Raw genomic sequence first — 14337 nt, forward strand, 5'->3', positions numbered from 1 at the left:
GCGCCACGTGAGCGGGGTGGGGGCGTCTCCCGCACCGGGACGAGGGTGCTCACGTCCGGTAGTCGGCGGCGAACGGGACGGACCGGGCCGATCCGGCGTCGGCCGGGGCGCCGTCGGGCGGGGTCCACAGGCCGCGCTCACGCAGCACCGGCATGACGCCCTCGCCCATCCACCACGCCTCCTCCAGGTGCGGGTACCCGGAGAGGACGAACTCGTCGATCCCGGCCTCGTGGTACTCCGCGATCCGGTCGGCGACCTCGGTGTGGCTCCCGACGAGTGCGGTGCCCGCGCCGCCGCGGACCAGGCCGACCCCGGCCCACAGGTTCGGCGCGATCGTCAGGTCCTCGACGGAGGTCTTGACCCCGCCGTGCAGGGCCCGCATCCGGCGCTGCCCCTCCGACTCCGAGGCCGCGAGCCCCGCCTGCACCCCGGCGATCGTCGCGGGGTCGAGCGCGTCGAGGAGCTTCTGCGCCTGCGCCCACGCCTCGGCGGCGGTGTCGCGGGTGATCACGTGCAGCCGGATCCCGAAGCGCACGGTGCGCCCGCGGTCGGCGGCGAGCTTCCGGATCCAGCCGATCTTCTCCCGGACGGCCTCCACGGGCTCGCCCCAGGTGAGGTACACGTCGGCGTGCTCGGCGGCGACGTCACCCGCGGCCGGGGAGGACCCGCCGAAGTAGACCGGCGGGACCGGGTCGGGCAGCCGCGACAGCGACGCCGTCTCGACCCGGACGTGCTCGCCGTCGAGGTCGACGGTCCCGCCGCGCCACAGCCGGGTCACGACCGAGAGGAACTCGCCCGTCCGGGCGTAGCGGGCGTCCTTGTCGAGGAAGTCGCCGTAGGCGCGCTGCTCGCGGGACTCGCCGCCGGTGACGACGTTGAGCAGCAGCCGGCCGCCGGAGTGGCGCTGGAAGGTCGCGGCCTGCTGGGCGGCCAGGGTCGGGGAGATCGATCCGGGCCGGAACGCGACGAGGAACTTCAGGCGCTCGGTGTGCGCGACGAGCATCGCGGTGGTGAGCCACGCGTCCTCGCACCAGGCGCCGGTCGGGGTGAGCGCGCCGTCGAACCCGGCCTGTTCCGCGGCCCGGGCGACCGTGGTGAGGTACTCGATCGAGGCGGGACGGATGGCGCCGGCGGACCCGGTCGCGTTGCCGTGGCCTCCCCCGACGAGGTGGCGGCCGTCGCCCATGGTGGGCAGGAACCAGTGCAGGGTGACTCCCATCCGGGAGACGGAACAGTGCCGCACCCGCCGGCGCAAGTCGGCCGGGACGACGGTCACACGGTGTTCCACAGTGGACCGCCCAGCCCGCGGGACACCTGTCCGGACGACCCGGATCATGCCTCCCACCAGGCAGGACGCCGGTGATCCGGGTCCCCGTCCCCTTGGGTGACGGCGCCGGTCACGGCTACCGTGGCGTCCGTGACCGGATCGGTGCTGCTGACCACGCGAGGCCATGTCGACCTCGCGCGCGTGGCGTCGGCGCTGTGTCGGCGCTCGGCCCGTCGCCGCTGAGGCCACGCCCTCGCCGACCGGGATCCGTACCGCGCCCGGTCCTGCGGGACCACCGGCGGCCGTCGCGGCCGCCGGGCCCCCGCCCGCCGCCGGCCCGACGGGGCCCGGACGTTCCCGCGGACCGCCGGCCCCGCACCGCGGCACCCACCCGTACCCCACCCCGGCGCCACCGCGCCGCCGTCGTGCCCCGGCGCGTCGCCGCCCCACCGGAAGGACCTCCCGTGACCACCACCTCCCCCGCCCCCACCGGCACCGACGGCCGCGCCGCCTGGACCGACGAGCAGCTCGACGCCGTCTTCGCGCCGGTGTTCGCGCGGATCGCGCAGGGCGCGGTGGCCCGTGAGCAGGGCCGGGCCCTCGCCCGCGACGAGGTCGCCGCGCTGCGGGCGGAGCGCTTCGGCGCGCTGCGGCTGCCCGTGGAGCTCGGCGGCTACGGCGCCACGGTGCGCCAGCAGTTCCGGCTGCTCGTCGACCTCGCCGCCGCGGAGTCGAACCTGCCCCAGGCGCTGCGCGTGCACTGGTGGTACGTCGACGACCTGCTGCTCGCCGCACCGGGCGCCGACCGCGACGCCCGCCTCGCCGCCGTCGCGGAGGGTGGACTGGTCGGGAACGCGATCACCGAGCCCGGCGTCGGCGCGATCGACCGGTACCGCACGACGCTGACCCCCGACGGCGACGGCTACCGGCTCGACGGCACCAAGTACTACTCGACCGGCAGCCTCTACGCCGACCAGATCCTGGTCGCCGCCGACCTCGACGGGGAGCGCGTGTCCGTGCTCGTCGACGGCGACGCCGAGGGCGTCGTGCAGCACGACGACTGGGACGGCTTCGGCCAGCGCCTCACCGCCAGCGGCACCACCGACTTCCGGGGCGTCGCGGTCGCCCGCGACCGGGTCCTCGGCCCCGGCTACGGCACCGAGGGCCGCGGCTGGGGCACCTCCTACCTGCAGCTCGTGCAGCTCGCCGTGCTCGCCGGGATCGCCCGGCGCGCCACCGACGACGTCGCCGCCTGGGTCCGCGAGCGCACCCGCACCTTCACCCACGCCCCGGCCGATCTGCCCCGCCACGACCCGCTGGTGCAGCAGGTCATCGGCCGGCTCTCGGCCGCCGCGTGGTCCTCGCGCGCCCTGGTGCTGACCATCGCCGAGCAGCTCGACGCGCTGCTGGCCGCGGGCGGGGAGGACGCGGAGCTGCTCGACCGGGTGGAGCTCGACGTCGCCCACGCCCAGGCCGCGGTCATCCCGGCGGTGCTCGACGCGACGACCGAGCTGTTCGAGGTCGGCGGTGCCTCGATCACCTCGGAGAAGCTCCGGTTGGACCGGCACTGGCGCAACGCCCGGGTCATCTCCACGCACAACCCGCTGATCTACAAGCTGCAGTCCATCGGTGACCACGTGCTCAACGGCACCGACCTGCCCTACGCCTGGAGCGCGGGCAAGCGATGACCGGCCACCCGCGACGGCTGCACCTCAACGCCTTCGACATGACCTGCGCCGGGCACCAGTCGCCCGGGCTGTGGCGCCACCCCGAGGACCGCTCGCACACCTTCCACGACCTGCGCTACTGGACCGATCTGGCGCAGCTGCTGGAGCGCGGCGGGTTCACCAGCCTGTTCGTCGCCGACGTCGTCGGGCTCTACGACGTCTACCGCGACGGCCCCGAACCGGCGATCCGCGACGGCGTGCAGGTCCCCGTCGGGGACCCGACGCTGGCGGTGTCGGCGATGGCCGCGGTCACCGAGCGGCTCGGCTTCGGGATCACCGTCTCGCTGACCTACGAGAAGCCCTACGCCCTGGCGCGCCGGTTCTCCACGCTGGACCACTACACCCGGGGCCGGGTCGCGTGGAACGTCGTGACCTCCTACCTGGAGTCCGCGGCCCGCAACCTGGGCCTGGAGAAGCAGGTGCCGCACGACCGGCGCTACGACGTCGCCGACGAGTTCATGGAGGTCGTCTACCAGCTGTGGGAGGCCTCCTGGGACGACGACGCGGTGCTGCTCGACCGGGAGAAGGGCGTCTACACCGACCCGGCGAAGGTCCGCCCGATCGACCACCACGGCGAGTTCTTCGACGTGCCCGGCATCGGGCTCACCGAGCCGTCGCCGCAGCGCACCCCGACGATCTTCCAGGCCGGTGCGTCGTCGCGCGGCACGACGTTCGCCGCCCGGCACGCCGAGGGCGTCTTCGTCATCTCCCCCACCCCGGAGACCCTGGCGCCGCGGGTCGCCGAGCTGCGCAGGCAGACCGCCGCGCAGGGCCGCGACCCACGCGCGGTGAAGGTCTTCACGATGGTCACCGTGATCACCGGCGCCACCGACGAGCAGGCCCGGGAGCGCTGGGCCGACCTCGCGCAGTACGTCAGCCTGGAGGGCGCGCTCACCCTCTACGGCGGCTGGTCGGGCCTCGACCTGTCCACCATGGACCCGGACGAGCCGCTGCGGTTCGCCGAGACCGAGGCCATCCGCAGCGCGGTGGAGCTGTTCACCACCGCGGACCCGACCCGTGAGTGGACGCCGCGGGCGATCGCCGAGCACATCGGGATCGGCGGGATGGGCGCGGTCGTCGTGGGCGGGCCGCAGACGGTCGCCGACGAGCTGGAGCGCTGGGCCGAGGTCGCCGACGTCGACGGGTTCAACCTGGCCTACGCCGTCACCCCGGGCACCTTCGCCGACGTCGTCGAGCACGTGGTGCCCGAGCTGCGCCGGCGCGGGGTCCTGGCCGAGGCGCCGGAGGGTGCGACGCTGCGCGAGCACCTGCAGGGCGCCGGTCAGGCCCGGGTCCGGGCCGACCACCCCGCCGCCGTCCACGCGCGGCGCCGGGGCCCGACCCCCGCCTGACCCGGCTCCCCTCCCGGCCCGCGGTCCCGCTCCCCGCTGCACGGGCGGGCCGTTCGTCCCGTAGGTCGGCACGAACGGCCCGTTCGCGCCGAGCCCGGCGCACGACCCGCCGCGCGAACGGCCCGGTCGTGCCGAGCCGGGCCGGACGTCGTGGTGTCGTCGTCGCCCTCCGGCTCGCGGCCGATCCAGGGGCCGGCGGCGTCCCGGACGGACCGACCACTCCGTCGAGTGATCGCCTAACACGACGGCGCACCGGATTCGCACGGAGACGACGAAACTCACCATCGCTTTCCGAATTCGTTCACCCGTTCGTATGATCTCCGCGTGCGACTTCCCGGACCGAGCGTGGGCGACCTGCTGGTCGGCCGCATCTGGCTCGACCTCGGGTACCTCGCCGGCGCGACCTGTCGGGCCTGACGCGACCACCGCCGTCCGTCCCCGTCGCGCCCGAACAGGACTCCCGTCGTGCAGACCGCCGCCACGTGGGCGCCGCCCGCGTCCGTCCGCCTGTCCGCCGTCGACCGCGCCTTCGGCTCCGGTCCCGACCGCCGCGTCGTGCTCGACGAGGTCGACCTCGACGTCGCCGCCGGTGAGGTCGTCGCCCTGCTGGGCGCCTCCGGCTGCGGCAAGTCGACCCTGCTGCGGCTCGTCGCCGGTCTCGACCACCCGTCCGCAGGCGAGGTCCGGGTCGACGACGAGCGCGTCGACGGCGTGCAGGGCCGTGCCGCCGTCGTCTTCCAGGAGCCGCGGCTGCTGCCCTGGCGCACCCTCGCCGACAACGTCGCGTTCGGGCTTCCCGACCGCACACCCCGTGACGAGCGGGCCGACGCCGTCGCCCGCGCGCTGGAGGCGGTGGGGCTCGCCGAGTTCGCCGGGTACCGGCCACGGGCCGTCTCCGGCGGCATGGCCCAGCGGGCCGGGCTCGCCCGCGCGCTCGTCCGCACCCCCGGGGTGCTGCTGCTCGACGAGCCGTTCGCCGCGCTCGACGCACTGACCCGGCTGCGGATGCAGGACCTGGTCGACGACCTGCAGCGCGCCTCCGGGGCGACCGTGCTGCTCGTGACCCACGACGTCGACGAGGCCCTGCACCTCGCCGACCGGGTCGTCGTCCTCGGTCGGGCGGCCCCCGACCGAGGTGCCGCGGTGGTGCACACGCTGCGGCCGCCGTCGCCACGCCCCCGCGACCGCTCCGACCCCGCCGCGACGGCGCTGCGTGCGGACCTGCTGTCCCGCCTCGGCGTCCCCGCCCAGCACAGCCGCATCCCCACCCAGCGATGAACGGGAGACCGACCATGCGCCCGCTGCGCACCGTCCTGCCCGCCCTGCTCGCCCTGCTGCTGCTCGCCGGCTGCGCGGCCGGGGAGAACGCCGACGGCACCGTCGCCGGGGACTCCGGAGGCGGAGCGGCCGCGGTCCGGCTGGACTACGCCTACTACAACCCCGAGAGCCTGGTGATCCGCGAGCAGGGCTGGCTGGAGCAGGAGCTCGGCCGGGACAACGTGGAGTGGGTGCTCTCGCAGGGGTCGAACAAGGCCAACGAGAACCTGCGGGCCGGGGTGATCGACGTCGGCTCGACGGCGGGCACCCCGGCGCTGCTGGCCCGCGCCAACGGGTCCCCGATCCGCTCGATCGACGTCTACTCCCGGCCCGAGTGGTCCGCGATCGTGGTGCCCGCCGGCTCGGCGATCACCGACCCGGCGCAGCTGCGCGGGCGCAAGGTCGCCGTCACCCAGGGCACCGACCCGTACTTCTTCCTCGTACAGACTCTCGCGCGGGCCGGGCTCGACCGCGACGACGTCGAGATCGTGAACCTGCAGCACTCCGACGGGCGCACCGCGCTGGAGCGGGGCGACGTCGACGCCTGGGCCGGTCTCGACCCGTTCATGGCGCAGTCCGAGCTCTCCGTGGGGTCGCGGCTGGTCTACCGCAACCTCGACTTCAACTCCTACGGGCTGCTCAACGCCACCGAGTCGTTCCTGGAACGCGACCCGGACACCGCGGCCGTCGTCGTGCGGGCCTACGAGCGGGCGCGGGCCTGGATCGCCGAGAACCCCGACGAGGCCGTGGCGACGCTGGCCCGGGCCGCGTCCATCGACCCGGCCGTCGCCCGCAAGCAGCTCACCGAGCGCACCCGGCTCGACATCGACCCGGTCCCCGGCCCCGACCAGCGGGCGGTGCTGGAGCGACTGCTGCCGATCCTGGTGTCGGAGAACCTGGTCCGCTCCGAGAGCGACGCCCGCACCGCGCTGGACACCCTGTTCGAGCCACGTTTCGCCGAGCAGGCCGCCGGCACCCGGTCGGACGGGAGCCGGCCGTGACCGTCACCGGGACCAGGGGCACCCGCCCCACACCGGCTCCAGCGACGCCGGGACCGGCCGCCCCGGACCGGCCGACGCGTCGCAGGCTGCTCACCGGCGCCGCCGCCGGCCTCGTGCTGCCGGTCCTGCTGGTCCTCGGCTGGCACCTGCTCGCGGCGTCCGGACGGTTCTCTCCCGCGCAGCTGCCCGCCCCGCTCGACGTCGCCGCCGCACTCGGTGAGCTCGCCGGACGTGGCGAGCTGTGGCAGCACGTCGCGATCAGCGTGCAGCGGGTGCTGCTCGGCTTCGGCGCGGGTGCAGGGGCGGGCCTGCTGCTGGGTGGGCTCGTCGGGCTCTCCTCCCGGGCGCGGTCCCTCCTCGCCCCCACCGTGCAGGCGCTGCGTGCGGTGCCCTCGCTGGCCTGGGTGCCGCTGCTGCTCCTGTGGCTCGGCATCGGCGAGACCCCGAAGATCACTCTCGTGGCGATCGGGGCGTTCTTCCCCGTCTACACGACGGTCGCGGCCGCACTCGACCACGTCGACCACCGGCTCGTCGAGGTCGGCCGCGCCTACGGACGCTCGGGCCTGCGACTGTTCCTGCAGGTGCAGCTGCCGGCGATCGCGCCGCCCGCGCTCGCCGGGCTGCGGCTCGGGCTCGCGCAGGGCTGGCTGTTCCTGGTCGCGGCGGAGCTGATCGCGTCGTCGATCGGGCTCGGGTTCCTGCTGATCGACAGCCAGAACACCGGGCGCACCGACATCCTCCTGCTGGCGATCGTGCTCCTCGCGGTGCTGGGGAAGCTCACCGACGCGCTGCTCGGTCTGGCCGAGCGGGCGCTGCTGCGCCGCTGGACCTGACCCGCACCGCGGCCAGCAGCGCCAGCGCCAGCACCGGTGCGACGGCGGTGGCGGCGAACCCCGCGGCCCCGGCGTGGGCGTACAGCGGCACCCACACCGGCGGCGCCAGCGCGCCGCCGAAGAACTGGGCCGACAGCGCCAGTGACGCCGCCCCCGCCCGGTTGCCGACGGTGCTCGTCGCCGCCACGGCGTTGACCGTCGTGCGCAGACCGGTGACCGCGGCGCCGACCGCGGCAATGCCCAGCCCGAGCAGCCACACCGTCGGCCCGAGCGCGGCGAGGAGCAGCCCGGCCGCCAGCAGGAGGTTCATCAGCACCCCGGTCCGGCGCGGTCCCAGCGTGTCCAGCCGCCGGCCCAGCAGCGGCGCGGCCAGCAGACCGGCCACACCGAACGCGGCCGCGAGCAGGCCGCGCTGCCACGGCCCGAGCCCGAAGTCGGCCTCGGCGCGCAGGATCGACAGCACCGTCAGCCCCACGGCCGCCAGGTAGCAGAGGAACGACAGCCCACAGGCCAGCGCCAGGTTCCGGTTCAGCAGCGCACGTACCGGCGGTGGCCCGGCGGGGCGGGGTCCGGCCGTCATCGTCGGCGGGAACACCGCCAGGACCACCGCGACCACGGCCGGGAACACGAATGCCAGCCGCCAGTCCAGCGCCGCCGACGGCCCGGACACCAGCGGGCTCGCCGCCTGCCCGGCGGCCTGCATCCCGGCGAAGAAGCCCAGCGCCCGGCCGAGCCCGGCCCGCGGGACCAGGTCGGTGATCGCGGCGACCAGCAGCGGTGTGGTGAACGCGTTCGTGACCCCCTGCAGCGCGCGGGCGGCGAGGAACCACTCGACGGTCGGGGCCAGCACGCAGCACACGCAGGCACCCACGAACGCCACCAGCGACACCTGCATGGTGCGGGCGCGACCCCAGCGTTCGGCGAGGGTCCCCGACACCAGCATCACCGCGGCGAACGGGAGCATGTAGGCGGTGACGGCCGCGGCCGTCACCTCGGGTGTGCCGGCCAGGCCGGTCGCGACCTCGTGCACCATCGGCGTGACCATCGTGCTGGCGTACGGGCCCAGGAAGCCGCCGACGTAGAGCGGCCACGCCCGGACACCCGGACGTGGCCGCAGCGGGGTGGTCACCCGTCTCAGACCTCCACGAGGTTCTTGACCAGGCCCTCGTAGGTGCGGTCCGGCTCGATCAGGCCCCAGGACACCATCCAGTCGTAGGTGCGCTGGAACTGCGCCTGCGGGTACGGCGCCGGGTCGACGTAGCGCAGCCGGCCCAGCGGGATCTCGTGCGGCTCCACGGTCCCCAGCTCGGCCGGGATCTCGCCGGTCAGGTGGTGCAGGTACGGGCGCGGGTCGGCGTTGATCGCCGCCACCGCCCGCACGACGGCGCGGTTCACCCGGGCGTAGGTGTCCTCGTCGACCTGGGGGCTCGCGATCTCGGCACCGACGTAGAACGCCTCGGCCAGTACCTTGTAACCCTGCTTCTCGGCCAGGGTGATCCACGGCTCCATCAGGGCGGCGGCCTCCACGGTGCCGTCGCGCAGCGCCTCGAAACGGACCTGCGGGCCACCGTAGTGCGCGACCGAGATCTCCTCCCGCGGCAGGAAGCCCTCCAGGGTCTGCAGCGCGACGTAGTGCGAGCCGTGGTGGAAGTTCACCGCCACCGTGACCCCCGCGAGGTCCTGCGGGTGGGTCGCCGGGTGGTCCCCTCGGACCATGATCGCCTGACCGTTCACGGCCGCCCGCTTCGAGACGACCCGCCCGCCGACGGCGGTGTCCTGGGCCCGGCGCACCTGTCCCCACTCGCAGGCCCGGTACAGCGACGCCTCACCGCTCTCGAAGTGTGACTTGGTGGCGCCGAACGCGCTGAGGAGCTCGTGGTCCTCCAGCGGGGAGAGCCCGGCGTTCGCGTAGGCCTTGGTGACGAACTCGACGTCGACCCCCTCGTCGGCGAAGTAGCCCTCGTCCTGGGCGACGAGCTGGGGCAGTGAGAACACCAGGGACAGCAGCTCCATGGTGACCTTCGGACGCTCGGTCATGAGGTCGTTCCCTTCCGTTCGGGCGCACCGCGCTCGGGCGAGAGCGGTGTCGGATGCGCGCTCAGGCGAGCGCGGCGACGATGCGGGTGTGCAGGTCGAACAGGTGCGGGTCCTCCGCCGAGCGGGGCCGGGCCCGGTCGACGTGGTGCTCCGCGGCGATCCGGGCCGGGCGGCCGGCCAGGACGATGACGCGGTCGGCGAGCAGGGCCGCCTCCAGCGGGTTGTGGGTGACGAGCAGGCCCGTGCGGGGACGGCGCATCCACAGCTCCTGCAGCAGCAGCCGCAGCTTGCGGGCGGTCAGCTCGTCCAGCGCGCTGAACGGTTCGTCGAGCAGCACGAGGTCGGGCTCGACCGCGAACGCCCGTGCCACCGCGACCCGCTGACGTTGACCGCCGGACAGCACGCTCGGATAGGACCCGGCGTACTCGGCGAGCCCCACCGCCTCGAGCACCGCGTCCGCGGCGCCCGGTTCCAGGCCCGCGGCCTCCAGCGCGAGGACCACGTTCTGCCGGACCGGGAGCCAGTCCAGCAGACGCGGCTGCTGGAACACCACCCCGAGGCGGGGCCGTCCGATCTCGACGGTGCCGCGGTCGGGCACGGTCAGCCCGGCGACCACGTGCAGCAGGGTCGTCTTGCCGGTCCCCGAGGCGCCGACCAACGCGACGAGCTCACCTTCCTCGACGGTCAGCGAGAAGTCCTCCAGGACGGTCTGCGGCGTGCCGGTGCGGACGTCGACGAAGGTCTTCCCGACACCGTCGAGCCGGATCCGGGTGGTGGCCGGGGCGCTCACACCGTCACCGCTCTGCGCCAGCGGCCGGCGCGCCGCTCCAGGCCCTGCAGCACGCCGTACTCCAGCACCGCCATGACGACGGCGAACAGCAGCGTCCACGCCAGGACGGCGGCGACGTTCTGCCCGGCGAAGGCGTTGTTGAGCTGGTAGCCCACCCCGCTCGACATCCCGAAGACCTCCACGAGCACGATCACCTTCCAGCCGAGCGACAGGCCCAGCCGGGCACCGGCGAACAGCGACGGCGCGAGCGCGGGCAACCACAGCCGGCGCAGCCGCGTGCGGCGGGAGAACCGGTAGACGTGCGCCATCTCCAGCAGGTCCGGGTCGACCGAGCGCACGCCCTGGTAGATCGTCAGGACGAGCGCGGGCGCCGAGGCCAGAGCCACCGCGATCACCGGGTTGGCCAGACCGACGCCGAACCAGATCACGCACAGCAGCGCCCACACCAGCCCCGGAATGGTCAGGCCGAGCAGCACCGCGGGCTCGCAGAACCGGCGCGCGACGGCGTTGCGCCCCATCGCGATCCCCACCGCGACGGCGACGACGAAGGCCAGTGCGAAACCGAGCGCCACCCGCAGCACCGTGATGCCGAGCTGGGTGACGAGATCGCCGTCGACGACGATGCCGACGAGCTCACCCGCGATGTCCCCGACGCCCGGGACCAGCACGGAGTCGACTAGCACGGCCATGAGCTGCCACCCCGCGGCGGCGAGGACCAGGAACGCCGCGGCCGGGCCCACCGCCCGCAGCACCGTCCGCCCCCCGCCCGCGGACGCTCCGGTGTCCGCCGGTCGGCGACCGGACCCGGCGCCGGGCGATGAGCCGGGGCCGGGCGGTGCCGGGGCCGTCGGCGCGGCCGTGCCGGGGTCCGTACCGGTGCTCATGCCGCCCCCAGCTCGGTCCAGGGCAGCTGAGCGGGCACGGCCTTCACCAGGCCGACCTGCCGGGCGACCTCGACCTGGCGTTGCAGGTTCGCGAACGCGGGCGCCCCCCACTCGACCGGGTAGACGTCCCGCATCCGTTCGGGCAACAGGGCGATCGCGGCCCGCTCCGTGGCCGGGATGCCGTAGACCTCGTGCAGGTCGGTCAGGACCGCGGGTCGCTCACGGATGATCTCGTGGGCGCGCACCCGCAGGTCGGCGACCGCGCGGGCGGCGACCGGGTCGCGGTCCAGGAAGGAACGGACGGTGCCCTGCCCGTTGAGGATCAGCGACGCCGGGTCCTCGCCGGTGCCCTGCGCCCACTGCTCACCGACGGTGGCGATCTGGCGGGCACCCCGCCCGACCAGCCGTGTCGCGTTGGGCTCGATGGTGACGATCGCGTCGACGTCGCCGCGGTCGAACAGGGCCAGCCCGGCCAGTACGGCGCCGGGGAACAGCTCGTACTCGGCGTTCAGGTCGGTCCCGTTCACCGCGGCCGCGAGCTGGGTGGAGCGGAACGCGTCGCTGTTGTTCGGCGGCGTCGCGACCCGCTTGCCCCGGAGGTCGGCCGGCGTCCGGTACGGGCTGTTCTCCGGGACCAGCCAGCGGACGTGGTTGGTGAGATTGGGTGAGAACAGCACGACGTCCGACCCCGCCTCGGCTGCGACGACCGCTCCCAGCGGGCCGAAGCTCGCGACGTCGAGCGCGCCGGAGAGCAGCTTGTTCTGCACGTCCCCCGGACCGGTGCCCGAGACGTAGCTGAGGTCGAGCCCCTCGAGCAGGCCGTTCTGCTCGGCGATCGGCCGGATCACCGAGCTCGCGGTGCCCGCGCCGGAGTCCTCGACCCGGGCGCCGGCCCGCCCGCCTGCCGCACCACCGCAGGCGGCGAGCAGAGGTGTGGCGGCGAGGCCGGCGGCGCCGAGGAGGACGGCGCGCAGAACGGTGCGCCGGTCGGTGGTCAGGGGATGTTCGGGCATGGGTGGGTCTCCGTGTCCGGGGAGGAGTCCGCGCGCGGGCGCGACGAGGACCGGCGTCGCGCGGAGCGCGGCCGGATGGGAACGGGCCGTGGGGCCCGGCGGGATGAGAAGGCCGGTGGGTCAGCGGGCCGACGGGCCCGGACACGTCCCACCGTTGATCCGGCAGAGGTCGATGTGCCGGCGGCTGGTGAGCAGCCGCGTGCGGGCGCCGGTCATCGCAGTGCCTGCAGCGTCTCGTAGCCGGAGCGGCCGTCGGTGAGCCGCCAGGACCGCATCCAGGCGTAGGTCTCGGTGAACCGCTGCTCGGTGAACGGGACGATGTGGGTGTAGCGGTAGTGGTCGGACCGCAGGTCGGCCGGGTCGAGCCGGTCGCCGGCCTCGGCTGCGACCAGCGGAGCCCACCGGGCACGGTCGGCGTTGATCAGGTCGACGGCACTGTTCACCGCGCCCCGGTAGGCCGCCTGCTGCTCGGCGGTCAGGTGCGGGGCCACCACCTGGGACCCGCGGTAGGTGTAGGTACCCAGCACGTGAGCACCGTGGACCAGTGCCGCGGACAGGAACGGCTCCATCAGCATCGTCGCCCGCGACCGGCCGGCGAGCAGCGCGTCGAGCCGGTCGACCGGCCGGCCCCCGTGCACCAGTGCGATCCGCTGCCGGGGCACGGTGCCCTCCAGCAGGTGCAACGCGGTGTAGTGGGACCCGGTGTACTCGTTGATCGAGACCGGGACGTCGGCGAGGTCGTGCGGCTCGTTGAGCTCCGGGTCGAGGCTGACGAGCGCCTGGGCGACGACGGCGGCACGCAGGTGCCCGATCCGGCCGCCGCGGGCGTCGCGCTCGAGACGGTCGATGCCGCCCCACTCGCAGACGTTGTAGACGTCGGCGCGGGCCGCGGCGAACTGCGACTCCTTGTACCGGACACCGGGGTTGCGGCGCGCGTCGGCGGAGCGGTCGGCCGGGTCCTCGAAGCGGACCGACAGGCCTGCCTCGGTGAAGAGCCCCTCCGAGACCGCGACGAGCTCGGGGAGGTCGAACACGACGTGGTTCGGCGACACCACGATCTCGTCACGCACAGCGGTCACGACGCGTCCTCCTCCCGGTGCGGTGAACACCACCGTAGGAAGCGACGGACAGGCCCGTCAACAGGCAGTTTGCAGGATGCGGGACACACTTCCGCAGTGCGCAATGTACGGACACGTGTCCAGATTCGTCCGGTTCGGGATCGCCCTCTCAGAACTCCCCGAACGCCATCGACACCGGCAGCCCCTCCAGTGCGTCCGCTGCGGTCCGGACCAGCGCGCCGACCTCGTCGAGGGAGCCGTCGGGCAGCCGGCTCACCGGACCCTGGACCTCCACCCCCATCCGCACGACCTCGCCGGGGCCGACGAGCGGCGCCGCGACCGCGCGCAGGGCGTCGTCGTGCGGGTCGTCGAGCACGGCGTAGCCGCGGAACTGGGTGGCGAGCAGGTCGGTCTCGGCGAGCCACGACTCCGGCGAACGGTGCCCGGAGCGGGTGAGCAGCGCAGCGGCCTCGTCGAGCGGGTCGGTCCCGAACGCGACGACGGCGTGCCCGATCGCCGAGTCCAGCAGCGGGACCCGGCGCCCCGGCTGCCCGGTGTAGCGCAGCGCCCGGGTCGAGGGCACCGACAGCACCACGAGCACGTCGTCGCCACGGCGCATGCCGATGCTCGCGGTCTCACCCGTGCGGTCCGCGAGCTCCTTCAGCACGTCCGCCGCCTCGGGGACCCCGGAGGAGCCGAGCGACTTGCGGGCCAGCCGCAGCAGCAGCGGGCCGGGCAGGAACCGGTCGGATGCCGCGTCGCGGCACAGCAGGTTGCCCGACACCAGGGTGTGCGCCAGCCGGTGCACCGTCGACACGGTCATCCCGGTGATCTTGGCGATCTCGGTCGTCGTGAGACCGCCGTCGCTGTCGACGACGATGCCGAGCACCGAGGCCGCCCGGGCCACGGACTGGATCTCGCCGCCACGGGAGGCGCCACCGGGTGCACGTCCGGTCATCGGGAGGTCCTCGGGTCCGGTCTCGACACCGGCCCACCCTAGTGCCCCGACGGCGGGCGGCCCCCGCACCGCGACCGGGACCGATCACGGGAGACGATCG

The 14337-nt window shown here is 74.5% G+C and carries 14 protein-coding genes; 6 read left to right on the forward strand and 8 right to left on the reverse strand.

Going from position 1 to position 14337, the window contains the following annotated elements:
* Positions 1–49 precede the first annotated feature (49 nt).
* A complete protein-coding gene (locus tag DMP17_RS36915; protein WP_226357918.1) occupies positions 50–1219 on the reverse strand; it encodes an LLM class flavin-dependent oxidoreductase in 1170 nt (389 codons plus the stop codon).
* A 198-nt stretch (positions 1220–1417) separates the two neighbouring features.
* Here DMP17_RS36915 and DMP17_RS36920 point away from each other — a divergent pair, with 198 nt between their 5' ends.
* From DMP17_RS36920 to DMP17_RS36945, 6 genes are all read left to right on the forward strand, one after another.
* Positions 1418–1510: a putative leader peptide gene (locus DMP17_RS36920; protein WP_337825862.1), complete on the forward strand. Its 93-nt coding sequence runs from the start codon at positions 1418–1420 to the stop codon at positions 1508–1510.
* Positions 1511–1731: 221 nt separating this feature from the next.
* Positions 1732–2955: an acyl-CoA dehydrogenase family protein gene (locus DMP17_RS36925; RefSeq protein WP_226357919.1), complete on the forward strand. Its 1224-nt coding sequence runs from the start codon at positions 1732–1734 to the stop codon at positions 2953–2955.
* Positions 2952–4346, forward strand: a complete 1395-nt coding sequence (locus DMP17_RS36930) for an LLM class flavin-dependent oxidoreductase (protein WP_226366321.1) — start codon at positions 2952–2954, stop codon at positions 4344–4346. Before DMP17_RS36925 ends, DMP17_RS36930 begins: the two co-directional genes overlap by 4 nt.
* Positions 4347–4811: 465 nt before the next feature.
* Entirely contained in the window at positions 4812–5624 is an 813-nt protein-coding gene (locus DMP17_RS36935) for an ABC transporter ATP-binding protein (protein ID WP_443217938.1), read from the forward strand.
* A gap of 14 nt (positions 5625–5638) precedes the next feature.
* Entirely contained in the window at positions 5639–6664 is a 1026-nt protein-coding gene (locus DMP17_RS36940; protein WP_226366322.1) for an aliphatic sulfonate ABC transporter substrate-binding protein, read from the forward strand.
* Positions 6661–7497, forward strand: coding sequence for an ABC transporter permease (locus DMP17_RS36945; RefSeq protein ID WP_226357922.1), 837 nt, complete (start codon positions 6661–6663; stop codon positions 7495–7497). The genes DMP17_RS36940 and DMP17_RS36945 overlap by 4 nt, the downstream gene beginning before the upstream one ends.
* Here the strand turns inward: DMP17_RS36945 and DMP17_RS36950 are convergent.
* From DMP17_RS36950 to DMP17_RS36980, 7 genes are all read right to left on the reverse strand, one after another.
* A complete protein-coding gene (locus DMP17_RS36950; RefSeq protein WP_226357923.1) occupies positions 7442–8626 on the reverse strand; it encodes an MFS transporter in 1185 nt (394 codons plus the stop codon). The two genes, DMP17_RS36945 and DMP17_RS36950, sit on opposite strands and share 56 nt — an antisense overlap.
* A 5-nt stretch (positions 8627–8631) precedes the next feature.
* Entirely contained in the window at positions 8632–9534 is a 903-nt protein-coding gene (locus DMP17_RS36955) for an ABC transporter substrate-binding protein (protein ID WP_226357924.1), read from the reverse strand.
* Between the two features lie 61 nt (positions 9535–9595).
* Entirely contained in the window at positions 9596–10324 is a 729-nt protein-coding gene (locus DMP17_RS36960) for an ABC transporter ATP-binding protein (protein ID WP_226366324.1), read from the reverse strand.
* Positions 10321–11208, reverse strand: coding sequence for an ABC transporter permease (locus DMP17_RS36965; RefSeq protein WP_226366325.1), 888 nt, complete (start codon positions 11206–11208; stop codon positions 10321–10323). The genes DMP17_RS36960 and DMP17_RS36965 overlap by 4 nt, the downstream gene beginning before the upstream one ends.
* Positions 11205–12221, reverse strand: a complete 1017-nt coding sequence (locus DMP17_RS36970) for an ABC transporter substrate-binding protein (protein WP_337831949.1) — start codon at positions 12219–12221, stop codon at positions 11205–11207. The genes DMP17_RS36965 and DMP17_RS36970 overlap by 4 nt, the downstream gene beginning before the upstream one ends.
* 212 nt (positions 12222–12433) lie before the next feature.
* A complete protein-coding gene (locus tag DMP17_RS36975) occupies positions 12434–13300 on the reverse strand; it encodes a nitrate ABC transporter substrate-binding protein (protein ID WP_226357928.1) in 867 nt (288 codons plus the stop codon).
* Positions 13301–13448: 148 nt separating this feature from the next.
* A complete protein-coding gene (locus DMP17_RS36980) occupies positions 13449–14237 on the reverse strand; it encodes an IclR family transcriptional regulator (protein WP_226357929.1) in 789 nt (262 codons plus the stop codon).
* Positions 14238–14337 lie beyond the last annotated feature (100 nt).

It is taken from the genome of Pseudonocardia sp. TMWB2A, from assembly GCF_017312135.1.